This window comes from Stenotrophomonas africana, from assembly GCF_013004645.1.
Taxonomy (GTDB): domain Bacteria; phylum Pseudomonadota; class Gammaproteobacteria; order Xanthomonadales; family Xanthomonadaceae; genus Stenotrophomonas; species Stenotrophomonas africana.
The window spans coordinates 429,259-455,631 of the sequence record NZ_JABEME010000003.1 but is presented as its reverse complement, the minus strand read 5'-3'; the positions used below and the strand labels follow the sequence as shown (position 1 = coordinate 455,631).

22 protein-coding genes are annotated in these 26,373 nt (G+C 66.7%); 12 read left to right on the top strand and 10 right to left on the bottom strand.

Translation table 11 applies throughout. From position 1 onward, the window contains the following. Positions 1-7: 7 nt before the first annotated feature. Complete coding sequence (locus HLA98_RS08500) at positions 8-844, top strand: OmpA family protein (protein WP_057500490.1); 837 nt, start codon at positions 8-10, stop codon at positions 842-844. Positions 845-965: 121 nt separating this feature from the next. After that, entirely contained in the window at positions 966-1,256 is a 291-nt protein-coding gene (locus HLA98_RS08495; RefSeq protein ID WP_019659952.1) for a DUF6959 family protein, read from the top strand. 81 nt (positions 1,257-1,337) lie between these two features. Here HLA98_RS08495 and HLA98_RS08490 read toward each other — a convergent pair whose 3' ends face one another. Beyond that, a complete protein-coding gene (locus HLA98_RS08490) occupies positions 1,338-2,165 on the bottom strand; it encodes a class I SAM-dependent methyltransferase (protein WP_057500489.1) in 828 nt (275 codons plus the stop codon). Between the two features lie 63 nt (positions 2,166-2,228). Here HLA98_RS08490 and HLA98_RS08485 point away from each other — a divergent pair, with 63 nt between their 5' ends. After that, entirely contained in the window at positions 2,229-2,636 is a 408-nt protein-coding gene (locus tag HLA98_RS08485; protein ID WP_057500487.1) for a MerR family transcriptional regulator, read from the top strand. Positions 2,637-2,651: 15 nt separating this feature from the next. Here the strand turns inward: HLA98_RS08485 and HLA98_RS08480 are convergent, their stop codons facing one another. From HLA98_RS08480 to HLA98_RS08470, 3 genes are all read right to left on the bottom strand, one after another. Further along, positions 2,652-3,368, bottom strand: coding sequence for an MgtC/SapB family protein (locus HLA98_RS08480; protein ID WP_010485159.1), 717 nt, complete (start codon positions 3,366-3,368; stop codon positions 2,652-2,654). A 101-nt stretch (positions 3,369-3,469) separates the two neighbouring features. Further along, positions 3,470-5,242, bottom strand: coding sequence for a chloride channel protein (locus tag HLA98_RS08475; RefSeq protein ID WP_057500498.1), 1,773 nt, complete (start codon positions 5,240-5,242; stop codon positions 3,470-3,472). 62 nt (positions 5,243-5,304) lie between these two features. Beyond that, complete coding sequence (locus tag HLA98_RS08470) at positions 5,305-7,386, bottom strand: TonB-dependent receptor family protein (RefSeq protein WP_057500485.1); 2,082 nt, start codon at positions 7,384-7,386, stop codon at positions 5,305-5,307. A gap of 131 nt (positions 7,387-7,517) precedes the next feature. On the opposite strand from HLA98_RS08470, the gene HLA98_RS08465 reads away from it, so the two are divergent. Next, positions 7,518-8,438: a M14 family metallopeptidase gene (locus HLA98_RS08465; protein WP_057500483.1), complete on the top strand. Its 921-nt coding sequence runs from the start codon at positions 7,518-7,520 to the stop codon at positions 8,436-8,438. A gap of 73 nt (positions 8,439-8,511) precedes the next feature. Here HLA98_RS08465 and HLA98_RS08460 read toward each other — a convergent pair whose 3' ends face one another. After that, positions 8,512-9,363: a LysR family transcriptional regulator gene (locus tag HLA98_RS08460; RefSeq protein ID WP_057500482.1), complete on the bottom strand. Its 852-nt coding sequence runs from the start codon at positions 9,361-9,363 to the stop codon at positions 8,512-8,514. A gap of 160 nt (positions 9,364-9,523) precedes the next feature. Here HLA98_RS08460 and HLA98_RS08455 point away from each other — a divergent pair, with 160 nt between their 5' ends. Further along, positions 9,524-9,877 carry an SMR family transporter gene (locus HLA98_RS08455; protein WP_057500480.1) on the top strand — a complete coding sequence of 118 codons (354 nt, stop codon included), beginning with the start codon at positions 9,524-9,526 and terminating at the stop codon, positions 9,875-9,877. Next, positions 9,877-10,200, top strand: coding sequence for a DMT family transporter (locus HLA98_RS08450; RefSeq protein WP_057500478.1), 324 nt, complete (start codon positions 9,877-9,879; stop codon positions 10,198-10,200). Before HLA98_RS08455 ends, HLA98_RS08450 begins: the two co-directional genes overlap by 1 nt. Positions 10,201-10,373: 173 nt before the next feature. Here the strand turns inward: HLA98_RS08450 and HLA98_RS08445 are convergent, their stop codons facing one another. From HLA98_RS08445 to HLA98_RS08435, 3 genes are all read right to left on the bottom strand, one after another. Beyond that, positions 10,374-13,322: a TonB-dependent receptor gene (locus HLA98_RS08445; RefSeq protein ID WP_057500476.1), complete on the bottom strand. Its 2,949-nt coding sequence runs from the start codon at positions 13,320-13,322 to the stop codon at positions 10,374-10,376. Positions 13,323-13,393: 71 nt separating this feature from the next. Continuing rightward, the gene (locus tag HLA98_RS08440) at positions 13,394-14,338 is read right to left on the bottom strand and encodes a FecR family protein (RefSeq protein ID WP_057500475.1); all 945 of its coding nucleotides are present in this window, start codon (positions 14,336-14,338) and stop codon (positions 13,394-13,396) included. Next, a complete protein-coding gene (locus HLA98_RS08435; RefSeq protein ID WP_057500473.1) occupies positions 14,335-14,853 on the bottom strand; it encodes a sigma-70 family RNA polymerase sigma factor in 519 nt (172 codons plus the stop codon). The genes HLA98_RS08440 and HLA98_RS08435 overlap by 4 nt, the downstream gene beginning before the upstream one ends. 152 nt (positions 14,854-15,005) lie before the next feature. On the opposite strand from HLA98_RS08435, the gene HLA98_RS08430 reads away from it, so the two are divergent. Together HLA98_RS08430 and betT are read left to right on the top strand one after the other, a co-directional pair. Beyond that, positions 15,006-15,386: a VOC family protein gene (locus tag HLA98_RS08430; RefSeq protein ID WP_057500471.1), complete on the top strand. Its 381-nt coding sequence runs from the start codon at positions 15,006-15,008 to the stop codon at positions 15,384-15,386. Between the two features lie 196 nt (positions 15,387-15,582). Continuing rightward, positions 15,583-17,562: a choline BCCT transporter BetT gene (gene betT, locus HLA98_RS08425; protein WP_057500469.1), complete on the top strand. Its 1,980-nt coding sequence runs from the start codon at positions 15,583-15,585 to the stop codon at positions 17,560-17,562. Between the two features lie 147 nt (positions 17,563-17,709). Here betT and HLA98_RS08420 read toward each other — a convergent pair whose 3' ends face one another. Further along, positions 17,710-20,337: a TonB-dependent receptor gene (locus tag HLA98_RS08420; protein ID WP_057500467.1), complete on the bottom strand. Its 2,628-nt coding sequence runs from the start codon at positions 20,335-20,337 to the stop codon at positions 17,710-17,712. A gap of 257 nt (positions 20,338-20,594) precedes the next feature. Then, the gene (locus HLA98_RS08415) at positions 20,595-21,572 is read right to left on the bottom strand and encodes a zinc-binding dehydrogenase (RefSeq protein WP_057500466.1); all 978 of its coding nucleotides are present in this window, start codon (positions 21,570-21,572) and stop codon (positions 20,595-20,597) included. A gap of 431 nt (positions 21,573-22,003) precedes the next feature. Between HLA98_RS08415 and HLA98_RS08410 the strand changes: the two genes are divergently transcribed. The 4 genes from HLA98_RS08410 (at position 22,004) to HLA98_RS08395 (ending at position 26,309) form a co-directional block, all read left to right on the top strand. After that, on the top strand, positions 22,004-24,367 hold the full coding sequence (locus HLA98_RS08410; protein ID WP_057500464.1) for a ribonucleoside-diphosphate reductase subunit alpha: 2,364 nt from the start codon (positions 22,004-22,006) through the stop codon (positions 24,365-24,367). Between the two features lie 110 nt (positions 24,368-24,477). Further along, positions 24,478-25,518: a ribonucleotide-diphosphate reductase subunit beta gene (locus tag HLA98_RS08405; RefSeq protein ID WP_057500462.1), complete on the top strand. Its 1,041-nt coding sequence runs from the start codon at positions 24,478-24,480 to the stop codon at positions 25,516-25,518. 25 nt (positions 25,519-25,543) lie between these two features. Beyond that, on the top strand, positions 25,544-26,011 hold the full coding sequence (locus HLA98_RS08400) for a flavodoxin (protein WP_080392881.1): 468 nt from the start codon (positions 25,544-25,546) through the stop codon (positions 26,009-26,011). Beyond that, positions 25,983-26,309, top strand: coding sequence for a thioredoxin family protein (locus HLA98_RS08395; RefSeq protein WP_005409967.1), 327 nt, complete (start codon positions 25,983-25,985; stop codon positions 26,307-26,309). The genes HLA98_RS08400 and HLA98_RS08395 overlap by 29 nt, the downstream gene beginning before the upstream one ends. Positions 26,310-26,373 lie beyond the last annotated feature (64 nt).

Sequence of the window (26,373 nt, the reverse complement as noted above, 5' to 3'; positions counted from 1 at the left end):
GAATGACATGAAACAGCATCGCATCGCCCGTAGCGGCCAGATGGCCGCCATGTTGGGCCTGGTCCTGGGGATGGGACTGCTGGCCGCCTGCCGCAGCCATGCGCCGGCCGCCGAGGGTCCTGCCGAAGCCACCGCCGTGCACTTCCCGGAGGCCTCCAGGGCTTCGCTGAAGGAAGGCATCTATCCTGACGTCGCCGACCTGCGCCGCTTCGCGCCGGGCATGACCAAGCGCCAGCTGTACACGCTGCTGGGTACGCCGCATTTCAATGAAGGCATGTGGGGCGTGCGCGAGTGGAACTACCTGTTCAACTTCCGCACCGCACAGGGTGCGGAGTACTTCACCTGCCAGTTCCAGGTCCGCTTCGACAGCAAGGGCGTCGCCCAAGGGGGCTATTGGAAGCCGGAATCGTGCGCGGCGGTGATCGAACCGCCACGGCCACCGGCGCCACCGGCACCGGCACCGTTGCCGGAGCAGCCGCTGCGATTGTCCGCCGATGCGTTGTTCGGCTTCGACAGTGCGGTACTCAGCGCTGAAGGCCAGCAGGCGGTGCAGGGCATCCTGGCGCAGGTACGCGAGGCCGCGCAGGTGCAGTCGATCCGGGTGACCGGGTACACCGACCGTATCGGCAGTGCCAGCTACAACCAGACCCTGTCGCAGCGACGCGCCGAGGCCGTGCGCAGCGCGCTGGTGCAGGGCGGGGTGCCTGCGGCCAGCATCAGCGCCGAAGGGCGGGGCGCAGCGGAGCCGGTCGTGCAGTGCGAGCAGCGCAACCGTCGCGAGCTGATCGCCTGCCTGGCACCGAACCGGCGGGTGCAGATCGCCGGGGTGGCGCAGCCGCGCTGAGTTTCCTGCGCCGGGGCCATGCCCCGGCATCCCGAGTCCCCCCTGACCGTCGGCAGGACGTGGTTACGTCTCCCCCGTTGATCACGCCTGCCGGCGGCTCAGGTTTTCCATGGTGCACGCGATGAACGCCCAATTCCTGCCTCTTTCCATGAAGACGGAAACCACACTGAGTGTGTACGGTCAGCTCGGTAATCATGCGGTGGTACGCATTCCCGGGCGGCGCCTGCCGGGGCTGATCCTGCAGGCCGATACCGTGGCCGGGTTCCTGGCCCAGCTACAGGAAGCCCAGGCCTGCCTGCGCAGCGGCCGCGCGCAGCGCACCGATGCCGAGCTGGACATGCTGATCGACGTGCTGCAGCAGTGGTATGCGCTGATCGAATCGCGCCTGGCCGACGCTGGCGAGGCGCTGTAGAAGAAAAAGGGGACGGAGGGGATTAAGTCGTTTCCGGCACACTCGGGGCAAGAGCGACTTAATCCCCTCCGTCCCCTTTTCCTAGGCGCGGGCGCGCACCAGCCAGCAGGCGGCATCCACGCGTACGCGGTCGCCTTCGATGAATGGGTTGAATGCCGCCAACGCCGTGTTGCGGAGCGAGGTGGCCCGTTCTTCGGGCAGGTTGCGCAGCGCCAAGCCAAGTGGGCCCAGCTGTCCCACGTAGGTCGGCAGCGCATCGCGTGCGATCGAACACGGAAGGTCCACCGCAACCACCTCCACATCCTTCCAGCTGGCGGCCTGCAACAGGCGCTGCACGCGTTGGCCATCGGCGAAGGCGAACTGTCCCGGGGCACCGGGTACGCGCGGCGGAAGCTCCAGCGCATCCCCGATCGCGCGCTCGGCCGTGGTCATGAATGGATTCTCGTCAGCGCTGCGCCAGGCGATGAAGCGCAGGCCGGCACCGGGCCGCGCGGCGCGGTGCAGGTTGGCGAAGGCCGCACCGGTATCTTCGAAGAACATCACGCCCAGCCGCGACTGGATCCAGTCGAAGTGCGTGGAGGGAAGCGGATGCTGCTGCGCGTCGGCGACGATGAAGTCTGCGTCCAGTCCTGCCGCCTCGGCGCGCTGACGGGCCAGCGCCAGCATCGGCGCGGAGATGTCCAGGCCGGTGCAGTGCGCGGCAGGGCGAGCCGCTGCGGCGGCCAGCAGGCTGGCGCCGGTACCGCAGCCGATATCCAGCAGTTGCGTGACGGTCTGTGGAAGCTCGGCCACCAGCAGGTCGGCCATGGGTTGGAACAGGCCGTCGAGAATGGCCTGCTGCGCAACCCAGATCTGGCCGCCAGGGCCGTTCCACAGGGTGTTCTGATCAACGGGGGGGGTGCTGGTCATGGTCTTGCCTTGCGGGGAAGTCGCCCATAGGTTGGCGCTTGAAGGTCACTTGAGGTCAAGCCCGTGCGTGAACTGGATATCGGCGAGGTGGTCAAGCGCAGTGGCGTGCCGGCCTCGACCCTGCGTTACTACGAACAATTGGGCTTGTTGCAGGCCCTGGGCCGTCGCGGCCTGCGCCGGCAGTACGACGAGCAGGTGCTGGAACGGCTGGCGCTGATCGGTCTTGGCCAGGCGGCCGGGCTGTCACTGCAGCAGATCGGGGCATCGCTACCGCCGCAGCATGGATGCATCTCGCTGGACCGCAAGGCGCTGCTGGCACAGGCTGATGTGCTGCAGCGGCAGATCACCCAGCTGCAGCGGGTGCGCCGGCACCTGCAACGCGCGGCGGCCTGCCCGGAAGCGCAGGATGCGCGGCAGTGCGGTTCATTCCAGAAATTGTTGCGCGCGCAGCAGCGCAGGGCGGGTAGATGAGTCGCTGGTGCCCGTTCAATCGCGGGTACTGACTTCCCAGGTGGCATGCAGCACGCCCGGCACATGCTCCATCCGCGCCAGCACCACGTCCAGCTCATCGGCACTCACGGCGGTACTGACCAGCACCGCGATCACATCGGTGGGCGCATCGGCGTGCTCGACCAACTGCACATCGCCAACCGGATACTGCGCCGCTTCCAGCGCATCGACCAGGCGCTCGCGCACCCGCGGCACCGCTTCGGCATCCACGCTCAGACGCACTTCGTAGGTGGCTTCGGTCGCCGCCTCGTTGATCGGGATGCGGTTGATTGCATTCACCAGCGGCCGCAGCAGGGTATTGCCGGCGATGATCAGTACGGTCAGCAGCACGCCTTCGGCCAGCATGTCCGCGCCGGTGCAGCTGCCCACCGCTGCCGAGCACCACAGGGTGGCGGCGGTGTTCAGGCCGCGCACGTTCATGCCTTCCTTCATGATCACGCCGGCGCCGAGGAAGCCGACCCCGGAGACCACGTAGGAGATCACCCGCACTGCCTCGGCGCTGCCGGCGATGCGCATGCCCAGGTCGACGAAGGCAGCGGCACCGACTGCCACCAGCACGTTGGTGCGCAGGCCGGCCGTGCGTTGCCGGTACTGGCGCTCGGCGCCGATCAGCGTGCCCAGCACGAAGGCGGCCAGCAGGCTGACCACGGTGTCGGCGAAGGGGCCGGCCTGGAAGGTTTCAATGAAACGCATGGCAGGAGTCTATCGCGTCGAAGTGACAAGAGATCCACGCCATGCGTGAATTTCAAAAGTGTCAGAAACGACTTAATCCCCTCCGTCCCCTTTTTTCGGGGTCAGTCGGTGTCGTCGACGCGCTCGCCCATCAGTTCGCGCTGGCGCTTGTCCAGTTCCTCGGCGTAGCGCTTGCGTACGAAGGCTTCGGAAACCACACCCAGGACCTGGCCGTCGGCGGCGACCACGGCCAGTTCGTCGGCCTGGGTCTGGTCGAAGCGCTGCATCACGCTGACCACGTCCGCGGCTGGTGACAGCGACACGTCCCGGTTCTCGGCCAGCTCGCCGATCATGGTTTCCGGCTTCACGCCGTCGCCGTAGACGCGTGGAATCTGCACGATGCCGGCGTAGTGGCCCTCGCTGTCGATCAGGATCACCCGGCTGCCCGAGCCCAGCGGGAAGCGCTGGCGGAACGCGGCGGCATCGAGATCGGCCGGGGCGGTGGCCACGCCTTTGCGCATCAGCCGACCGGCGTTGAGGTTCTGCACCCAGCCCACGTCGCGGGCACTCTTGATGGTCTCGCCGCGCAGGTGCATGCGCCAGGTCGAGAACGAATAGCCGAACCACTGCCGTACCAGCGTGCTGGACACCAGCACCGCGCTCATCACCACGCTGGTCAGCAGGAAGTCATGGGTGCCTTCCAGCACCAGCATGGCCATGGTCATCGGCGCGCCGACCACTGCCGCGGCCAGCGCCGCCATGCCGGCCAGCGCGGCCGAGGTGGCGTCGATCACCGGCACGCCGGTGGCCATGGCCAGCAGGCCGGCGAACAACGCACCGACCAGGGTGCCCATGAACAGCGAGGCGAAGAACAGGCCGCCCCGGAAGCCGAAGCCCAATGAGATGCCCGAGGCCAGGCACTTCAGGGTCAGCAGGCCGCCGATCCAGATAAGCGGCAGATGCGTGGTCAGGTCCAGGTGCAGCGCGCCATGTCCGGACGACAGCACCTGTGGGCTGGCCAGGGCCAGCGGAATCAGCAGCAGGCCGCCCACCACCGGCCGTCCCCACAGCGGCAGCGGACTGCGCTTGACCGTGCCTTCGATGGAGGCGATCAAGCGCATGATGACAATACCGACCATCGCGCAGCAGCAGCCGAGCAGGCCGTAGATGGCGTAGTCCGCTGCGCGCACGTCGATGGTCGAGGCGGCAGGCAGCAGGTAGGCCTCGATGCCGGCCTGGTCGGCCACGAACGCGCCGGCCAGTGCGGCAACCGCCACCGGCGCCAGTGCGGCCGGGGTGTAGGCGCCAATGACGATTTCGAAGGCATAGAACGCACCAGCCAGGGGCGCACCGAAGGCGGCGGCGATTGCACCGGCGGCACCGGCGCCGACCAGGATGCGCACGTCATTGCGGCGCAGGCGCATCACCCGGCCCAGCTGCGAACCGCTGCCGGCGCCCATCTGCGTATAGGAAGCCTCCAGCCCGACCGAGGCGCCGCAACCATTGGACAGCAGGGTCTGTGTCAGAACGATAAGGTTGTCGCGCATCGACATACGGCCGCCATGCAGGGCATTGGCTTCCACCGCATCAAGCAGGGGGCGCTTGAGCCGGGTCGCGGCCAGGCTGACCAGCCCGACCAGCAGGCCACCCAGCGGCAGCACCAGCAACGCAGTCCAGGTCAGCGAGGGCAGGGAGCTCAGGCGCATGCCTTCATCCAGCCCGTACAGGGTGCCCTGTAGCCAGCGTGCGATGCCGGACTGCAGCAGGGTCAGGTAGCCGGCGATCAGGCCGACCAGCAGCGCAAGTGCGATGAACCAGAGGTCGCTGCCGCGCAGTCGCAGGCGCAGGCCCTGGAAGGCCAGATGCAGGCGCGATGGCAAAGCAGACGGTGACATGGTGGCGGCATGATACGCCGCCACCGTGATCGCCACCGTCACTGCATCGGGCGATTACCGCTTCAGAAGCGGTAGCGGCCCTGCACGTAGAACGTGCGCGGCGCGGCTGCCATGCGGCCGGCGTTGCCATCGACGTTGCGGGTATACCAGCGCTTGTCGGCCAGGTTGTTCACGCCCAGCGCGATCTCGCTGTCACCCAGCCCGGGCACCTGCCAGGCCACCTGCGCGTTCCACAGGCGCACGCCCGGCACGCGGCCCACGCGCGCATCGGCGGTTTCTTCCCAGGTGTTGGCGGCATCGGAGAACTGACCGCTCTGGTGGGTGCTGGAGACATTGAACGTCCAGCCGGCCAGGGCGTAGCGGGCGCCGACGCTGTCGGTGTCGCGCGAGTAGAAGGGCACGTCCAGGCCGCGGTTGTCACCGGACTGCTGGATCGCCTTGGTCCAGGTGTAGTTGGCGTACAGTTCCAGCCCGGCCAGTGCGCTGTCCTCGGCGAAGCGGTACTCCAGCGCGCTCTCCACACCCTTGTGGTCGGTGGCACCAATGTTCTGGAAGGTGGGCGGGGTGATACCCGGCACCTGCAGGATCTGGTTGTCGAAGCGCATCTTGAACACGGTCACTTCCGCGCGCAGTGCGCCGTCCTGCCAGCGCGCGCCCAGTTCGGCGGTCTTTGCCACTTCCGGATTGAGCGGATTGCTGGCGGTCTGCGAGTTCAGCTGGATATTCTGCACCGGCCCGAACGACGTGGTGTAGTTGCCGAACACGGTCAGCTGCGGCGTCAGCAGGTAGGCGACGTTGAGCGAGGGCAGGGCCTTGTCGTTGCGGCTGCTGAAGGTCGCCGTGCCCCCGGCCTGGCGGCGGTCCATATCGATCCACTCCATGCGCACGCCCGGAGTGATCCGCCATTGGCCGATCGCGATGCGGTCGTCGATGTAGAACGCATGGGCATCGGTGGCGTTGTCAAAGCGGGTGGTGGCACTGGCCACGCCGGTGCGGCGGGTGACGGTGTAGCTGCGGTCGTTGCCGCGCTCGCGCAGAAAGCGGTAGCCGGCGGTGATGTCGTGCACGCTGGCGCCCCAGTGCAGGCGCTGGGTGTAGCGCGGCTCGATGCCGAGCACGCGGTAGTCGCGCGGCTGCACGGTCAACTGGGTATTGGCGGCATTGATCAGCGAGCTGGCACGGTTGCTTTCGTTGTAATAGGCCAGCACCTCGAACTCGCTGTTGGCCGACAGCGTGTTGGTGTAGCCCAGGTCGATGCCGGTGCGGTGGCCCTTCCAGAAATCAGTGGGGCGGGTGTTCTGGAAAGGATCGGCCTCGTACTGCGCGCGGGTCAGGCCGCCCGGGGTCAGCGAGCGCACGTCGTAGTACGACAGTTTGGCGCGCAGCTCCTGCTGTTCGTCGATGGCGTAGGCGAACTTCAGAGCGAGATCGTTGAAACGGTCATCGCTGCCCTGTCGCCAGCCGCGGCCATCCTGGCCGGAGTAGAGCAGGGCGGCGCCCAGCCCGTTGTCGCCGGTACCGCCGAGGAAGGCGTTGTACTGGGTGCTGTCACCGCCGCCATGGTCGTAGGCGGTGTAGCGCACGCCCGCTTCGCCGTGCAGGCCTGCCTCGGTGGGAATGGCGCGGGTGCTGAAGTTGATGATGCCGCCCACGTTCTGCGGGCCGTAGCGCACCGCGCCGCCGCCGCGCACCACGTCGATCGATTCGATGTTGGACAGGCTGGTCGGCGCGAACGACAGCTGCGGCTGGCCATACGGCGCCACCGCCAGCGGTACGCCGTCCAGCAGTACGGTCGAGCGCGGCGAGTAGCGCCCGGTCAGGCCGCGCACGCCGATGTTCAGCGAGACCGAGCTGCCGGCCGTGCCGGAGTTGTCGGTGACCTGCACGCCGGGGATGCGGCGCATGGCATCGCCGATGCTGGCCGCGCCGCTGGCCTCGATGCGCTGGCGGTCGACCACCGTGCGCGCGCCGGCGAAGCTCTTGACGCTGTCATGCAGGCCGGTGCCCAGCCAGCTGCCGGACACCTGGATGCTGTCCAGCGTGGTGGCGCCGTCCTGGGCGAAGGCACGGGTGGCCGGGAGCAGGCACAGGGCGAGGGCGGCAGCCAGGGGCAGGCGGGCCGGTTGCAGGGCGTGGATGGGCATCGATGCAGATCGTGGAAGGTCGTAAATGAGAATTATTGCTGATTCCATTCGCTATTGGAATGCGCCTCCGGTTCATGCCGATGCCCCGGTGGTAGAGTGGGCGATTGCTTCCTGACCCGCTGAGATCCGCCATGTCCCAAGCTGCTTTCTACCCCGTCGGAACCCCTGGCCAGCCGTGGGGAGCGGCGGAGCGGGAGGCGTGGCGTGGCCGCCAGCAGCGCCTGCGTCGCTATGACGAAGAGGTGCTGCCGCGCATCGCGGCGCTGGCTTCGCGCTTTGACAAGGTGGCCTACGGCCAGCTCGACTACGCGGGCGAGGCCTACACCCTGTTCGCCCTGCGCAGCCGCGACTGGAACCCGGCGCTGCCGGCTGCTCTGGTCACCGGTGGCGTGCACGGCTATGAGACCAGCGGCGTGATGGGCGCGCTGGAGTTCCTCGAAAAGCACGCCGCCGACTATGCCGGCAAGGCCAACCTGCTGGTGGCGCCATGCGTGAATCCGTGGGGCTTCGAGCGCATCAACCGCTGGAACTTCGATGCGATCGACCCCAACCGCAACTTCCGCGCCGATGGCCCGGCCCACGAGTCGACCGCGCTGATCGAGCTGATCACACCGATCAAGGGCCAGTTCGTGCTGCACATCGACCTGCACGAGACCACCGACAGCGATGAAAGCGAGTTCCGCCCGGCGCTGGCCGCGCGTGACGGCAAACCGTTCGAGCCGGGCCTGATTCCCGATGGCTTCTACCTGGTGGACGACAGCGAAAACCCGCAGGCGGCCTTCCAGCAGGCGGTGATTGCTGCGGTGGAGAAGGTCACCCATATCGCACCGGCCGACGACAAGGGCGAGATCATCGGTTCGCCGGTGGTGGCCCATGGCGTGATCGAGTACCCGCTGGTGAAGCTGGGCCTGTGCGCCGGCATTACCGGCGCGAAGTACACCACCACCACCGAGGTCTACCCGGACAGCCCGCGGGCGACCCCGCAGCAGTGCAACGATGCACAGGTGGCAGCGGTGTGCTCGGCGCTGGATTACGCGCTCGCCCATCGTTGATGAAAAAGGGGACGGAGGGGATTAAGTCGTTTGTGCCACAAACGACTTAATCCCCTCCGTCCCCTTTTTCGGTTCATCCAAGCGCGTCGGCCCACCACAGTGCGGCCGGTCCCGGCGGCGTGTCGCGGCGCCACAGCAGGTCGCTGTGGATGCGCCGCGGCCAGCCGGGCAGCACCAGTTCCACCAGCCGCCCACGGTCGTAGCGCTGTACCAATGCACGGGGCAGTTCGGCCCAGCCGATGCCGTCCTCGGCCATCTCCATCACCATCAGATAGTCGGTGGCGGTCCAGGCCAGGCCGGTGACCAAGCGGAATTGATCGACTTCCGCACTCAACCGCACCTGCCGATGCCGCGCCAGTTGTGCGGCGGCGCGACGCCCGGCGCGGGCCAGCGGGTGTTCGCGAGCCACGTACACCGATAGTTCGCTGTGGTGGGCCAGCGGTCGGGCGACCAGCCCATCGGGATAGCGCTCCTGCCTGGGCAGCAGGCCCAGTCCGGCGCGACCACTGCCGACCAGCTCCAGTACGTCCTCGCCCTCGGCATCCAGCCATTCCAGTTCGATCTCCGGGAACGCCTCGGCGAAGCGCTGCAGGATCCGCTGCCCGGGATCGAGCTGGTAGACATCGGAAAACACCACGGTCAGGCGCGACTCGACCGGTGCGGCCAGGCGCACGCTCAACTGTTGCAGGCGCGCATCGGCGGCCAGGATCTCCTGCGCGTGGCCAAGTACCTGGCGCCCGGCCTCGGTCAGCTGCGGGTAGCGCCCACTGCGATCGAACAGGCTCACGCCCAGGTCGGCCTCCAGGTGGGCAATGGCGGTGCTGACCGTCGACTGCGTTTTGCGCAACCGCCGTGCCGCGGCCGAAAACGAGCCCAGCGCGGCGGCTTCCACGAAGGCCTGCAGGGATTCAGGGGAGTAGGGCATTGATCCATCGCTCCTGTCGATGGAATCCATTTTGATACCACCGTAAAAGGCGATGATACTGGTCGCCATCGCCCCTGTCTGCGGGGCGCTCCGGACCCTCCACGCATCGCGTGGATCTATTGAAAAGGCGGCGCGGTCCCCGCCCTGCAAGGAGCTTCACATGTCCCGTACTGTCCCCGCCCGTGGCGCGCTGGTCGCCTGGGCCTGCCTGACCGTGGCGATCGTCGCCGAAGTGGTCGGCACCTCGTTCATGGCCCATGCCGCCCGCGATGGCGGCTGGACCGGCTACCTGATCATGGCCGGCGCGTTGGCGCTGTCCTACTATTTCCTGGCGCAGTCGGTGCGCCGCATCGCCGTGGGCGTGGCCTACGCAGTGTGGGAAGGCCTGGGCCTGACCCTGCTGACCGTGGTCGGCCTCACCGTCTTCGGTGAGAGCCTGTCGCTGCAGCAGCTGGTCGGCCTGGTACTGGCGGTGGTCGGCATCGTCTGCGTCACTCTCGGGGAGGCGCACTGATGAATACCCTGGCCCTGTTTTTCGTGATCTGTTCGGCACTGATCGATGTCGCCGCCAACATGATGGTCGCCAAGTCGGAAGGCTTCCGCCGCTGGCGTTGGGGCGTCGGCGCGATTGTCCTGGTCTGGATCGCCTTCGCCCTGCTGGGCCAGGCCGTGCGATACATGGATCTGGCAACGGCCTATGCGATGTGGGGAGCGATCGGCGTGATCGGTACCGCCACCTGCGGCCGCCTGCTGTTCGGCAACCGCCTGCGTCCGATCGGCTGGGTCGGCATCGGTCTGGTCACTGTTGCGGTGCTGTTGCTGAGTACTGCGAAGTAACGCGTCGCTGTGCCAACCAAGGTTGGCACCTACCGGTGCTCAGTCGCTGTGCCAACCAAGGTTGGCACCTACCGGCGCTAAGCCAACCAGGGCTGGCACCTGCCAGAGCGTGAGCCGCCGCAGGCAAGCGCCCCGGGGAGGATCTCTCCGGGGCGCTGATGTTTCTGCAGCAGTTAGAAGCGTGCGGTGAAGTTCAGCCGCGTGGTGCGGCCCGGGCCCGGCATCAGGCTCATCGCCAGCGTGTCCATGTAGTAGGTGTTGCGCAGGTTGCTGACCACCAGTTCCACTTCGCTGCGCGGGGTGAACTGCCAGCGTGCATAGAAGTCGTAGATCGCGGTCGGCAGGTAGATGTTCTGCAGGCCGGTCGAGCCGGTGGTGTTCCAGGGCTTGTCGAGTTCATGGGTAGGGCCGCTGTTGTAGGTACGCCGGATACCGGTATCCAGGCGGCGATCGAACAGGCGGAAGCCCAGCGTGCTGTGGATCGAGTACTTCGGCGGGTTCTGCGCGTTGACGAACGAGGTGCCAAAGCCGCCGTCCACGCAGTCCGGCGTGGTGTCCAGCTTGCTCCACTTCGCATACGGGTCTTCGCGCAGGCGCTTGGCGGTGGCCGCGTCGCAGGTGCGTGCGCGCTGGTAGTAGCTGGCCGACAGGTCCAGGTAGGCGATGCCGGCGTCATAGCCGGACTGCAGCTCGTAGCCGGACACCGTGTAGTTGTCGACATTGTCGACGTAGAAGGCCCAGTTGCTGGAATCGAAGCGGCGGGTGATGGCGTTGTCGATATCGTTCTTGAACCAGGCCACCTTGAACGCCAGGCGATCACCGTCACGCCACAGGTCCTGCTTGAGCAGGCTGAAGCCGATGTCCCAGGAACGGTTCTTCTCCGGCTTCAGGTCGGCCACCGGGGCCGAGGTGCTGTTGCCCAGCGTCGACTCGAACAGGCTGGGCATCTTCCAGCCCTGCGCATACTTCACGTAGAAGAACATGTCCGCGTCGAGGTTGAAGCGCGCTTCTGCATAGGGCGCAACGCCGTGGCCCGAGCGACGGATCGCCGGCTTGTAGCCCCAGGCGGTGGGAATCTGCTTGGTGTAGAAGCCGTTGGCACCGCGCGGGTCACGGATGAAGCCGTCGAAGTCGTAGGTCTGGCCCAGCGTGCTGTCGCCATAGGGCGTGGCGCGCAGCGAGTCATACGTATAGTTGCCCCGTGCATCCGGGTACCACTCCTTGTACCAGCCTGGCAGCAGCTGGCCGCCCTTGCTCAGGCGCGCGAAGGTATAGCGCAGGTCGCGCGATTCACTGACGAAGGCCACGCGATTGCGGTCGCGGGTGCGGTAGTCGATGAAGCGGCCGCCGGCCGTCAGCGACAGCCAGTCCCACGGCTGCCATTGCAACGATGCCACCGCGCTGGCCTCGCGGCGCGTGCCCGAGCGCAGGTAACGGTTGTTGTTGTAGTCCACCGGCAGCACCGGCGAGTTCGGTGCGGTGTCTTCGTGCTGCAAGGACGCGCCATAGCGCAGCGTCCAGTCGCCCAGCGCATTGCTGAAACGCGTGGTGTTGCTGCTGTCCACGCCCCAGCGCCGGGTCTTCACGTCCGACTGCAGGCCGGGGCCGTAGGTCTCACCCAGCGTGTCGGGCATCTGGTCGTTGGGCACGTCCTTGAACAGCGGCGTGTTGGCGATGTTGCTGTTGAACATGCGGCTGGTGGCGGTGGTGAACCACAGCGTGCTGCTCAGGTCCAGCCACGGGTGCACCTCGGGGCGGTAACGATGGCGCAGCGAGGTAGCGTTGACCCGCATCTTGCCGGGCTCGAACTGGAACATGGTGTTGGCCTTGTCCACGTAGGTCACCCACTGGTTGGACTCGCCCACGCGGCCGATCGCCGACGGCATGATTTCGCCGAAGCTGGAATTGAAGTAGCGGTGGCTCAGCTCCAGGCGCTGGTCGGGGTTGGGTGCCCAGGTGAATTTCAGCAGCGCCGATTCGTTGTCGGTGTGCGTGTTCAGGACTTCATCGCCCGGGTGGTACAGCTTGGAAACGGCCTGGCTTGACATGCCGGTACCGCCGCTGGACAGATGCTGGTCGTCGTAGCGATGCGCGCCGTTGCTGCCGGCGAAGTAGTTGCCCTGACGGCGCCGTGCATAGGCCGCGACCAGCTGCCAGTCTTCGCCGCGCTGGGCGAAGGCCACGCTGCCGTTCCAGTCGCGCGGGTCGCGCAGGCTGTTGCGGTTGTCGCTGCCACGCGCGATCTGCTTGAAGGTGCGGGTGCGGTCGATGCTGTTGTCGGCCACACCGCCGCGCAGGCGCAGGCCCCAGTCCTGGCCGTCGTCGAGGATGTCATCGGCCTTCAGCGTTTCCATGTAGACCACGCCACCGATCGCGCTGGCGGCATTGGCGGCCAGGCTCGGCCCCTTCTCGATGCTGATCGCGCTGATCAGGTCCGGGTCGAGGTAGCTGCGTTGCTGTACGCCGGCATAGCCGCGATAGACATCGATGGCCTGCTGGCCGCCGTCGATGATCACCGGCACCCGGTTCTGGCCCTGCAGGCCGCGGATGTTGACGTCCAGCGCACCACCATTGCGTACATCTCCGGTGTGCACGCCGACTGCGCCGGCCAGCACATCGCCAATCGACTGGCCGCGGAAGCGTTCCAGCTGCTGGCGGTCCAGATGCACGCGCGAGCCGCTGTCACGGTAAACGGCATCGGCATCGGCCAGGCCCCACGGCGACGCACCGTCGCTGGCCTGGCCGGCCACACGCAGGGTGCCGATCTGGCGCACGCCGGCATCGGTGGCGGGGGCGGCCTGCAGCACCACGCCGCTGGCATCACGCTGGAACGCCAGGCCGGTGCCAGCGAGCAGCTGCGCCAGTGCGGCTTCGGTGTTGAGCGAGGCCTGCACGCCACCGCTGTGGCGGCCGCGGGTCAGGCGCGCATCGGCAGCGATGGACAGGCCAGACTGCTGGCCGAACGTGGTCAAGGCCTGGTCGAGCGGTCCGGCCGGGATCTGCCAGCGAACGGCAGCGGCAGCATCCTGTGCATGGGCGGCGGCCGGCAACAGGCACGACGTGGTCAGGGCCAGGCACAGCGCGATGGCCAGCGGGCGAGAGGAGGGGCAGGGGAGCTTCATAAGGGGGCGGCAACATCCGCAATGGGTTCCCTTGTAGTGCCCGCCGAGCGCGCAGAAAGGGAACCGCCATTTCAACGTGGACGCACAACGGTCCACCATGGCCAGCGTTGCTCGATGCGGATCGGCAGGGCGCGCGCCAGCAGTTTCAGGGCCTGCAGGCTGTCCAGGCGTGGCAGTACCGCAGTGACATTCAATGCGGACAGCGCCGGATCACAGCCCAGATAGCCACCATGGTGGCGGGCCAGTTCGTCGATCACCCGGATCAGCTGCGTGTCCTGCACCCGCAGTCGTCCGTCCTGCCAGTTGCCGCGCAGAGGATCGGCAGCCACCGATGTCAGTCCCCCCATCGGTCCGATCTGCAGCGCACTTCCCGCGGGCACATCCAGCGCCGCACCGAACATCGGCAGGCAGCGCACCACGCCTTCGAACACGTCCAATCGGCTGTCCTGCGCTTCGCGGCCGACCGCGAAGCGGGTGCCGATCGGCCGCAGACTCGCGCCAGGGACATGCACGGTCAGGGGCAGCCCGGAGAATGCGGGGTGATGTCCGGTCTGCAGCAGCAGTTCGCCGCGCAGCAGATGCAGGGCGCGGTGGCCGTTGCCGATGTCGATGGTCACTTCGCTGTTGGCGTTGAGCCACAACTGGCTGCCATCGGCCAGCGTCCAATGACCGGTGTGCCCGGCAGCGGTGCGTTGCGTTTGCAGGTGGCGCTGCGCCTGCAGCCCGTGCAGGCCGAGAATTGAGACCGCACCGATGCCGAGTGCGCCGCCGAGACTGCGAAGCGCGCGGCGGCGGCGATGGCCGGCGGCATCGAGCGCCGTTGCTGCCGCCGGTGCCGACAGCGGGGCGAACGATTGCCAGACCGCCTCGACCCGTCGCCAGGCATCGGCGTGACCAGCATCGGCCTGCAGCCAGACGTGCCAGCGCCGCTGGTCGCCGTCGTTCCAGCCCTGTTGGCGCAGCGCGAACCATTCGGCTGCCTGTTCCAGCGCCGGGCTGGCCAATGCCACACTCATGCCGCCGTGTCTCCGGACAGGCGCAGGCAGTGCAGCATGGCCTGCACCATGTACTTCTTGACCATGCGTTCGGACACGCCGAGCTGCACGCCGATCTCCGCATAGCCCAGGCCGGACAGCCGCGCCAGCAGGAAGGCACGCCGTGGCCGCTCGGCCAGGCCGGACAACATGTCGGCGATGGCATGCAGCAGCTGCAGCGCCTGCGTGCGCTCCTCTGCCGAGGGATGCACCGGCTCCGGTTGTGCGGCCAGCGCGGTCAGATAGGCGCGCTCCAGGTCCGCGCGCTGCCAGTGGTTGACCAGCAGCGCGTGCGCGATGGTGCTGAGATAGGCGCGCGGCAGGCGCAGTTCGGACGGATCGACGCGCCGGCTGAGCAGGCGCAGGAAGGTGTCCTGGGTCAGGTCGGCGGCGCAGTCGGCGTTGTGGGTGCGGCGGCGCAGCCAGCCCAGCAGCCAGCCATGGTGTTCGCGGTAGAACCCCGCCAGCGCGGTGCTGGAGGTGGCGGGCACGGCCATCGGTATCGGTCATTAATGATAATGATTCGCATTATAGGGTGATCGGGCGGCGCACGACAAATTCCTGGGCAGTTGGCAGCGGACACGGGCGGAGGATTTGCGATGCCTGCAGCGCTCGCCGACACTGCGCTCTTCTCACAAGGAGTGCCCGCATGTTCAGCCACATCACCGTTGGAACGAACGACATGGACGTCGCGCATCGCTTCTACGATGCGTTGTTCGGCGCCTTGGGCGCACGTCCGGGCGTCTTCGATGACAAGGGCCGGCTGGTGTACTTCAAGGATGGCCGCATGTTCATCGTCACCGCACCGATCGACGGTCAGCCCGCATGCCATGCCAACGGCGGCACGATTGGTTTCACCCTCGACAGCGCCGAGGCCGTGCGTGGCTGGCAGGACGCCGGTGTCGCCCACGGTGGCACCGCCATCGAAGATCCGGCCGGGATCCGCAGCATGGCCGGGCGCTGGCTGTTCCTGGCCTACCTGCGCGACCCGGACGGCAACAAGCTGTGCGCGGTGCATGTGATGTCGTGATTGGACAGTACGCGCGCGGCTGCGATCAACGTGGCCCGCGCGGTGCCGGCGGGCGGAGGCACGCAGCAGCGCGCGCGTGATAACACGGAATCGCGGGACGGGCCTGTGACCGCAGGCGGCAACTTCATGCTCTGTCCACTGCGGTTCAGTCAGAATCGGCCGGCTAACCCTTTGATCTACCGGAGAACGCCGCCCCATGGATGTACTGGAGCCGCAACAATCCCCGGTGCGCACCCTTCGGCCTGTGTTCGCCTTCGCGGCGATCGTTGTCGTGGCGTTCGCGCTGTTCGTCAGCCTGTTCCCGCTCGGTGCGGGGCGCCTTCTGGTCAAGGCGCAGGACTGGGCCGCACTGAATGTCGGCTGGTACTACCTGCTGGCGATGACCCTGTACCTGGTGTTCGTGGTCGGCGTGGCGCTGTCCAAATACGGTGGCATCAAGCTCGGCGCCGACCATGACGAGCCGGAGTTCAGCTACCTCTCCTGGGCCGGCATGCTGTTCGCCGCCGGCATCAGCATCACCCTGTTCTTCTTCTGCGTTTCCGAGCCGCTGACCCACTACCTGCAACCGCCGCAGGGCGATGCGGCCGCGGGCGAGGCTGGTGCGCGCCAGGCCATGCAGCTGCTGTTCCTGCATTGGGGCCTGCATGGTTGGGGCGTGTTCGCGCTGGCGGCGATGGCGATGGCCTACTTCGCCTACCGCCACAACCTGCCACTGGCCCTGCGCTCGGCGCTGTATCCGCTGATCGGAAAGCGCATCAACGGGCCGATCGGTTACACCGTGGACGCGCTGGGCATTGTCGCCACCGTGTTCGGCATCGGTGCCGACATGGGCTTCGGCGTGCTGCACCTCAACGCCGGCCTGTCGCACCTGTTCAACATCCCGCACTCCAACCTGGTGCAGATCATCCTGGTGGTCAGCATGATGGGCGCGGCGGTGGCCGTGGCTGTGTCCGGGGTGGAGAAGGGCGTGCGCTGGATGGCCAACATCAACATGCTGCTGGCGATCGCGCTGGTGCTGTTCATGCTGTGCGCCGGCCCCACCCAATACCTGCTCAGCACGCTGATGCAGAACCTGGGCGACTACCTGGGCAGCGTGGTCGGCAAGAGTTTCGATGTGTACGCCTATGGCGGCCGACCGGAATGGCTGGGTGGCTGGACGGTGTTCTACTGGGCCTGGTGGATCGGCTGGGCGCCGTTCGTTGGCCTGTTCATCGCGCGCATCTCGCGTGGCCGCACCATCCGCGAATTCGTGTTCGGCGTGCTGCTCATCCCGCTGGGCTTCACCCTGGCCTGGCTGTCGATCTTCGGCAACAGCGCGCTGGACCAGGTGCTGCACCACGGCCAGCAGCAACTGGCGCAGCTGGCGGTGGATGACCCACCGACGGTGCTGTATGCACTGCTCGATGGCTACCCGTGGAGCCGCACGGTGGTCGCGGTGACGGTGCTGGTCAGCTTCATCTTCTTCGTGACGTCGGCCGACTCGGGGGCGGTGGTGTTGTCCACGCTGTCCTCGCACGGCGGTGCGCCGGAGGATGATGGTCCGCGTTGGCTTCGCGTGTTCTGGGGCACGGTGATCGCGGTGCTGACCGCCGGGTTGCTGCTGGCCGGCAGCATCGATGCGCTCAAATCGGCGGTGGTGCTGGCGTCGCTGCCGTTCTCGGCGGTGCTGCTGCTGATGATGTGGGGGCTGACCCGCGCCTTCAGTGACGAATCGCACCGCAAGCGCGCGCTGCAGTACCGGCCATCGCCGCTGATCGGCGACGACCGCCACCACCAGGGCTGGCGCCAGCGCCTGAGCCAGGCGATGCATTTCCCGGTGCGCGACCAGGTCTACCGCTTCATGGACGACACGGTGAAGCCGGCGATGGAGGCGGTGGCCGAACAGCTGCGCGGCCAGGGCTGGGACGTGTCCACGCGCTTCGAGGCCGGCGACATGGAGCTGACGGTGAATCACGGCGAGCAGCAGGACTTCCTGTACAGGGTGATCCTGAGCGGCTACCTGACCCCGTCGTTCGCCGCACAGCAGTTGCGCAACCAGCGTTACTACCGCGCTGAAGTGCATCTGTTCGAAGGCAGCCAGGACTACGACCTGGTGGGCTACAGCCGCAAGCAGATCATCAATGACATCATCAGCCAGTACGAACGGCACCTGCAGTTCCTGCACCTGAGCCGGTGATGCCGGGATGCCTGGTTGGGTAGAGTCGACTGTCAGTCGACTGCTCCTGATTGCGGACATCGAAATGCCCGCGCTTTGCGCGCGAGTCGACTGACAGTCGACTCTACCGGGAACGGGGCGGCGCATCACCGCCGCCCCGTTGGCGCATCAGAACCGGTAGCGCGCACCCAGCGAGACGAACTGCCCGCGCAGGTTGTACTGGCTGATGTCGAAACCATTGGAGCCACCGGCCGGGTCGAACGGCGGGTCCTTGTCGGTCAGGTTCAGCACTGACAGCGACAGCGTGGTGTTGGGAATGCCTTCGTACGCCACGTACAGGTCCAGCTGGTGATACGGCTTGATGCGGTCACGCAGGCCGGGGTTGCTGGTCGCCGTCGCCACGCGCTGGTCGTAGCCGCTCACGTACTGCAGGCTCAGCGTGCTGCTCCAGTCGCCCACCGCCCAGTTCAGCGAGGTGGTGCCGCGGGTGCGCGGCAGTGCGCCGTGGCGGTTGTTGCCGGCCCCTTCATACGGTGCCTGACCGGCCACCAGCGGCTGCTTGAAGCTGAGCAGATGGGTCCAGCTGCCGGCCACGGTGAAGTTGCCCCAGCCGTCGGTGCGGAAGGTGCGGTTGGCTTCCAGGTCCAGACCCGAGGTGGTCAGCTCGCCCTGGTTGGCATACTGGTTGGTGATGAACTGGATGCGCCCCTGTGCATCACGTTGCACACGGCCGGGGAACAGCGTCGGGTTGTCGACGATGAACTGCGCGCTGTCCGGCTTGACCAGGTTGTCCTGCTCGATGCGGTACCAGTCCAGGCCGATGCTGGTATCGCCATCGGGCGACCACACCGCGCCCACGTTGAAGTTGCGCGAGCGTTCGGCCTTCAGGTCCGGGTTGCCGGTGCGGATGTTGGTGACACCGCGGCTGCCGCCGGGCTGCAGCGGATCCAGCGGATCGATTACCGAGCCATAGCTGACGGTCTGGCCGGGCGCGATCTCCGGCAGCGACGGTGCGCGGAACCCGCGCGAGAACGAACCACGCAGCAGCAGGCTGTCCAGCGGCTGCCAGCGCAGCGCTACCTTCGGCGAGAACGCCTTGCCGAAGTCGTCATAGTGGTCGCCACGACCGGCCACCTGCAGCTCCAGCGTGCGGTGCAGCGGCACGCTCAGTTCCGCATAGGCGGCGCTGACCTGGCGCTCGCCGTTGACCACGTTGATGGCCGGGCGCAGTTCGGTGCCCGACAGCACCTGCGCGCTGGTGCGCGCATCCAGTGATTCCTTGCGGAACTCCGCACCCCAGGCAAAGCCGACCGTACCGGCTGGCATCTCCCACAGCGAGGTCGAGGCCTTCAGGTTCAACGAGTGCAGCTTGTACCAGCCTGGCCGCTTGGTCTGCAGGCGCAGTGCATCCAGCGCGCCCGGCGTGGCGGACGGGTTGAGGAAGTTGTAACTGCCATCGCGCAGGATCTGTTCGAACGCGTAGCGGTTGACGAAATTGTCGACGTATTCTCGCTGCGCGCTCTGCGAAGTCAGCGCCGCCACTTCCCAGTCCCAGCGCTCGCCACTGCCGCGCACGCCGGCCAGGGCACGGTAGAACACCTGGGTGTTGTCCTTCAGGCGCGGGCCGATGTCGAAGAAGGTGTACTCGAACGGCAATGGCGTGCTGCCCGGGTTGTTCGGGTGGCCGACCGGCAGCACCGCCGGCACGTCGATCAGGGTGCCGGTGGCCGGGTTGTAGGCACGCAGGCCCGGGCCGACGGTCAGCGGCGCGCTGAAGATCTGGTCGGCCTTGTTGTGGCTGTACAGCACGTCGGCGAACGCTTCGACGCTGTCATTGAAACGGTAGGTCGCGCTCAACGACGCCTGCAGGCGCTCGGCGCCGGGCTGCAGGGTCTTGAACGGCTGCGCGTTGAAGGCGCAGGCCTGGCCGGGCAGGGTGCTGCCGAAATCGCTGTACGGGCGCAGCTGGCTGCCATCCGGGCAGTTGGCGAACGGTTGCGGCGCGCGCGGGTTGGACAGCCAGTTGCCACCGGCAGTGGACCAGCCGGCCAGGCGGCCACCGGGCTTGTCGCGGAAATCGCCGCTGCGGGTGTAGGCACGCTGGTCGGCGTCGAGGCGATCACGCTTGAGCAGGTCCAGCCCGAACAGCACGTTCCAGCCTTGCTGTTCGAGGTCACCGAAGCCGGCCAGCAGGCTGGCCTTGCGTTCGTCGAGACCGCCCCGGGTGGCGGTACCGAAGCCGCCGCCGACTTCCACGCCCTGGAAGTTCTTGCGCAGGATGATATTGATGACGCCGGCGATGGCGTCGGAACCGTACACCGCCGAGGCACCATCCTTCAGCACTTCGATGCGCTCGACCGCGCTGATCGGCAGCGCATTGAGGTCGACGAAGGTGTCCTGGGTGTTGAGCGCGAAGCCGAAGTTGGACACGCGGTAGCCATTGACCAGCACCAGCGTGTTCTTCGGCGACAGGCCACGCAGGCCGATCGAAGCCGAGCCCGCGGCAAAGCTGCCGGTGTACTGCTCGTCGAAGCTGTTGCCGGCATTGGCCGACAGGTTGCGCAGCACGTCGGTGAGCGTGGAGCGGCCGGTCTGCTCGATCTGTTCGCGGCTGACGATCTGCACCGGGTTCGGCCCGGCAGTGTCGCTGCGCTTGATGTTGGAGCCGGTCACCAGCACGGTGCCGAGGGTGGTGCTGTCCTTGCCGCTATCGGCCGATTCAGCGGCGCCGGCAGCGCCGGCGGTGAGGCCCAGCGCAATGGCGCCGGCAAGCAGGTTCAGGGTGGTGCGGTACATGGAAGCGACAACGCCGAACGGGGGAGGAGCCGTCAGTACCGCACGCAGGCACATGCGTCTTCCAATGACGAAAGCGCATTCAGTTATACATCACAGGTTCTTAACGAAAGTCGGTGCCTCCGTTTGAGCAGACCCACTCGGTGGGTGCGGACCGTTGGTCCGCACTCCCCTGTAGAGCCGAGCCTACGCTCCGCTCCACACACTGACCGGAAAGCAGCCGAGCATGGCTCGGCTCTACAGAAGGCAATGTCAGCCGATCAAGGCCGCAGCAGCACCTTGCCGTTACGGCCCGAACCGGCGCCGGCCTTCGCCGCCTGGGCGATGTCGTCCAGTGCGAAGATCTGCTCCACCGGCAGGGTCAGTTCGCCGCTCGCCGCACGCTTCAGCAGTTCGCCAACCAGCCGGCGCTTGTCTTCCACCGCCATCGCCTGGCTGACCTTGCTGCCCCAGAATCCCTTCACCGTGGCTTCCTTGTAGATCAGTCCACCGGCGGGGATGCGCATCGGTTCGCCGCTCATCACACCGAACGACACCAGGGTGCCGTGGTGGCCGAGCAGGTCGACCAGGTCACCGCTGGCGTCGCCGCCGATGGAATCCACTGCGGCCGCGGCCTGTGCTTCGCCGGTTGCCTCACGCACGCGATCCTTCCAGCCGTCCACCGACGTGTCGAACACATGATCGATGCCCAGCGCCTGCAACTGTGCGACCGCATCGGCATTGCGCACCAGGTTGGCCACGTGCACGCCACGCGCCCGCGCCAGCATCGCCAGTGACTTGCCCACCGCACCGTTGGCGGTGTTCTGCACGATCCACTGGCCCGCCTCGACGTGCAGGAACTCCAGCAGCATCAGCGCGCTCAGCGGCATCGCGATCAACTGCGCGGCCATCTCGTCCGGGATCGCCTCCGGCATCGGGATCACCATGCGTGCCGGCGCAATGAACGCTTCGGCCCAGGTGCCGTGCACCGAGGCGGCGGCGACCCGCTGGCCGATCTGCAGGCCGTCGACACCGGCGCCGAGTGCATCGACCACGCCCAGTGCTTCACTGCCACCGATCGCCGGCAGCGTCGGCTTGTAGCCGTACAGGCCACGCACGGTCAGCAGGTCGTGGTTATGGATCGAGGCCAGCACGGTGCGGATGCGCACCTCGCCGGGGCCGGGCTCGGGCAGCGGCGCATCGGCAATGGCAAGGACGTCGGCCGGGTCGCCGAAGGAGGGGTACTGGGCAGCGCGCATGGACGGTGTTCCGGGGAAAGTGGATGTTGTACCGAACTGGGGGCGCAGGCGTTGTCGACAAGGCGCCGCAGGTGCAACACGGCATCCTGCGACTGATCGTCGCGGCATGTAGTGATCACCGCATCTTGTGTTGACGGCTTCGAGTATCCCCACTATGTTGTGGCCGTCACTCCCGGTCAGCCGCCGCCGCCGGACATGCAGCAAACGTCCCGCGGCCCGCCCCTGAGGCTTGCCGTGTCGACGCGGCCGCCATCGCGCGGACCCAGATCGCCCCCACGGCCCGGATACCGGCCGCAGGCGCAGGCAATTGCCGACGACCTGGTGTTCCCGCGCTATGGCATCCCACCCCGACCGCCCCGTGCGCCGGTATCGCGTGCAGGGCCGCCACGGCATCGACCGCTACGCGCGTGCGAGCCTGGAGTTCCACCACCATGACCGACAGTACCTTCCGCGTGGCCGATCTGGCCGGCGCTGGCGACGCCTTGCGCGCCGGCGGCGAGCGTGTGCCGACCTGGATCACCAAGGAGGCCGGCAACCGCCGCCTGCCGTTCGAGGCCGAACGCCTGCAGCGCAGCATCGATGCCGTGCATGCCGAGTTCCCGCAGCTGGATGTGAGCGACTACCGCCGCGTGGTGCAGGCGATGGTCGAGCGCAAGCCGAGCATCAGCGCCGATGACCTGGTCGATCTGCTGATCCGCGAGGCCGAGTCGCGGGTGGACCTGGTCGCACCCGAGTGGGAGCAGTTTGCCGCACGCATCTACCTGCGCCGCCTGTACAAGCGCGCCAGCCGCAACCGCTTCTACGACGTCGGCCTGAAGTACGGCTCGTATGTGGGCCTGCAGGAAAGCCTGGCTGACCGTGGCATCTACAGCAACGACATCCTGCGCTGCTACTCGAAGGAAGAATTGCAGCAGGCCGGCGAGATGATCGATCCGGAACGCGATCGACTGTTCGCCTACAACGGCCTGTACCTGCTGGCCACGCGCTATCTGGCCAGCGACCGCAGCCGCGAGGTTTATGAACTGCCGCAGGAGCGCTGGCTGACCATCGCGCTGTACCTGATGCAGGAGGAAAAGCCGCGCGAGCGGCGCATGCAGCTGGTCGGCGAGGCGTACTGGGCGCTGTCCAACCTGTACATGACCGTCGCCACTCCGACCCTGGCCAATGCCGGCAAGGTAGGTGGGCAGCTGTCCAGCTGCTTCATCGACACGGTGGACGACAGCCTGCAGGGCATCTATGACTCCAACACCGATATCGCCCGTGTGTCCAAGCATGGCGGCGGCGTTGGCGCCTACCTGGGCTATGTGCGCAGCAGCGGCGCACCGATCCGGGGCGTGGCCAATTCCTCCGGTGGCGTGGTGCCGTGGATCAAGCAGCTCAACAACACCGCGGTGTCGGTCGACCAGCTCGGCCAGCGCAAGGGCGCGGTGGCGGTGTACCTGGACATCTGGCACCGCGACATCGAAGCCTTCATGGACCTGCGCCTGAACAATGGCGACCAGCGCCTGCGCGCGCACGATGTGTTCACCTCGGTATGCGTGCCCGACCTGTTCATGGAGGCGGTGGAGCGTCGCGCCGACTGGTACCTGTTCGATCCGCACGAGGTGAAGCAGGCCAAGGGCTGGTACCTGCAGGACTTCTATGACGAGACGCGCGGTGCGGGCAGCTTCCGCGACCGCTACGCCGAACTGGTGGCCGACGAGCGCATCAGCCGACGCACGGTGAAGGCCATCGATCTGTTCAAGCGGATCATGCTCAGCCAGCTGGAGACCGGCAATCCGTTCCTGTTCTACCGCGACGAGGTCAATCGCAGGAATCCGAACAAGCACGCGGGCATGATCTATTCCAGCAACCTGTGCACCGAGATCCTGCAGAACATGAGCCCGACGCGGATGATCCAGGAGATCGTCAGTGGCGACCAGATCGTCACCACACGCCGCGCCGGTGACTTCGTGGTCTGCAACCTGTCCTCGATCAACCTCGGCCGCGCGATCAGCGCGCCGGATGACCTGCTGGCCACCGATGTGCTGGAGCGCCTGATCCCGATCCAGGTGCGCATGCTCGACAACGTGATCGACCTCAACGCGCTGCCGGTGCCGCAGGCCACCATCACCAACCGCAAGTACCGCGCCATCGGCCTGGGCACGTTCGGTTGGCACCACCTGCTGGCGCAGCAGGCGATCCAGTGGGAATCACCGGATGCCGAAGAACTGGCCGACCGTCTCTACGAACGCATCAACTTCCTGACCATCCAGGCCAGCGCGCAGCTGGCGAAGGAGAAGGGCAGCTACCCGATGTTCGCGGGTAGTGACTGGCACAACGGGCGTTACTTCCGTGACCGCGACTACAGTGGCGCCGCATGGGACAGCCTGGCCCACGAGGTCGCCACGCACGGCCTGCGCAACGGCTGGCTGCTGGCCGTGGCACCGAACATGAGCACCGCGCAGATTGCCGGTTCCACCGCCTCCATCGACCCGATCTACAGCGCGTTCTACTACGAGGAAAAGAAGGACTTCCGGCGGCCGGTGGCAGCGCCGGGCCTGTCGCTGGAAACCTGGCCGTACTACGAGAAGGGTGCCTACAAGGTCGACCAGTTCGCCAGCGTGCGCCAGAACGCCCGCCGCCAGCGCCATGTCGACCAGTCGATCAGCTTCAACCTGTACGTGCCCAGCACCATCCGCGCGAGCACGCTGCTGGAACTGCACCTGAGCGCCTGGCGCGAAGGCCTGAAGACCACGTACTACGTGCGCTCCAACGACATCGACATCAGCGAATGCGAATGGTGCTCCAGCTGATCGCTGCGCCCCTTGTAGAACCGAGCCCGCGCTTGGCTCAGACGCGAAGAGCAGCCGAGCATGGGCTCGGCGCTACATCCGCAATGCACGTAATACGAAGGTAGACGACCATGGCAACCCCCCTCGACCGCATCAAGATCCTCGAACCGCGCCATCCCAACCGCAGCACCGGCATCATCAACGGCCGCACCAGTGGCATCCTCAACTGGAACGACATCCCGTACCCGTCGTTCTACCGGGCCTACAAGGAGCTGTCGACCAACTTCTGGATTCCCGACGAGGTCGACATGAAGCTGGACGCCCGCCAGTACGGCGAGCTCAACGCGCGCGAAAAGAACGCGTACGACTCGATCATCGGCCTGCTGGCCACGCTCGATTCACCGCAGACGCGCTTCATCTATAACGTGGCCGAGTACATCACCGACCCGGCCGCGCATGCCAACGCGGCGATCATCGGCCAGCAGGAAGTGATCCACAACGAGAGCTACAGCTACGTGCTGGCCTCGATCACCGATCTGCCAAACCAGAACCGCATCTTCGAGATCGCCCGTACCCACCCGACCATCATCAAGCGCAACGCGCCGATCATGGGGGCGTACGACGACTTCATGCGCGAGAAGACCGCCGAGACCCTGCTCAAGTCGCTGATCCAGTCCTCGATCCTTGAAGGCATCAACTTCTACTCCGGATTTGCGTACTTCTACAACATGGTGCGGCAGAACCGCATGAACGGCACCGGCAAGATCATCAGCTTCATCAACCGCGACGAACTGGCGCATACCAAGTTCATCAGCGAGCTGATCCGCGCCATCATCGGCGAGAACCCGGAGTTGCAGACCAACGAGTTGACCACCTACGTGCACCAATCGTTCGAACACGCGATCGAGCTGGAGACGCAGTGGTCGTCGGAGGTGCTGGACGGCATCGACGGCATCGACGTGGACGAGATGGTGCGCTACGTGAAGTACCGCGCCAACAAGATGGCCGGCATGCTCGGCATCGAGCGCCTGTACAGCGACACCACCGACAACGTGATGCCGTGGATCAAGGCCTACGCCGACAACTTCACTGAAACCAAGACCGACTTCTTCGAGATGCGCAATGCAAGCTACAAGAAGACCAACGTCGACAACGGCTTCGACGATCTCTGAGCCCAGCGCCGGGCTGAGCATCCTGGTGGTGGTCGCCTCGTTGAGCGGCAACACCCGCGAACTCGGCCGACAGATCGCCGAGCGCTTTCGCGGTGCCGGCCATGCGGTGCACTGGCAGGAGGTCGACGACCTGCGCCAGGCGCCGCCACTGGCCGCCGGCGAGGCCGATCTGGTCCTGCTGGGCAGCTGGACCGACAACGCAGGCCGCACGCCGGCGGAGATGAAGGCGTGGGTGGCCGGCATCGCCGAACGCGGCGAGCGGCCACGGCAGCTGGCGGTGTTCGGCACCGGCGAAACGCAGTGGGGTCAGGAGTACTACTGCGGCGCCGTGCACCGGCTGATCCGCTATTTCCGCAGCGACTATCCGCCGTTGGAGATCGAGCAGATGCCGCATGGCGTTCGCCATGCCGAAGCCATTGACGCCTGGATCGATACGGTCCTGGCCCATTACTGGAGCAACAGCGATGCAGATCATCGACGCCACCACGCCTGAGCAGTTCCAGCAGCTGCTGGCCGAGCACCCGCGGGTGCTGGTGGATTTTCACAAGGACCAGTGCCCGGGCTGCCGGATGCTGGAGATGTCGTTGCACCGCGTGGCCAACAGCGTGGCGGGGCAGGGCACGACCCTTCTGCGCGTGCAGCTGGAAGTGCTGGGTGAGGCGTTCTTCCGCGAGTTGGGGCTGCGGCAGACGCCGACGCTCTCGCTGTTCCGTGATGGTGACGAACGTACGCGCCTGGCCGGGTTCCAGTCGCCGCAGCAGATCGAGGCCGCGATCGCGTTGCATTTGTAGAGCCGAGGCATGCTCGGCTGCTGTTCGTGCGGTGTGCGATGAGTCGAGCATGGCTCGACTCTAC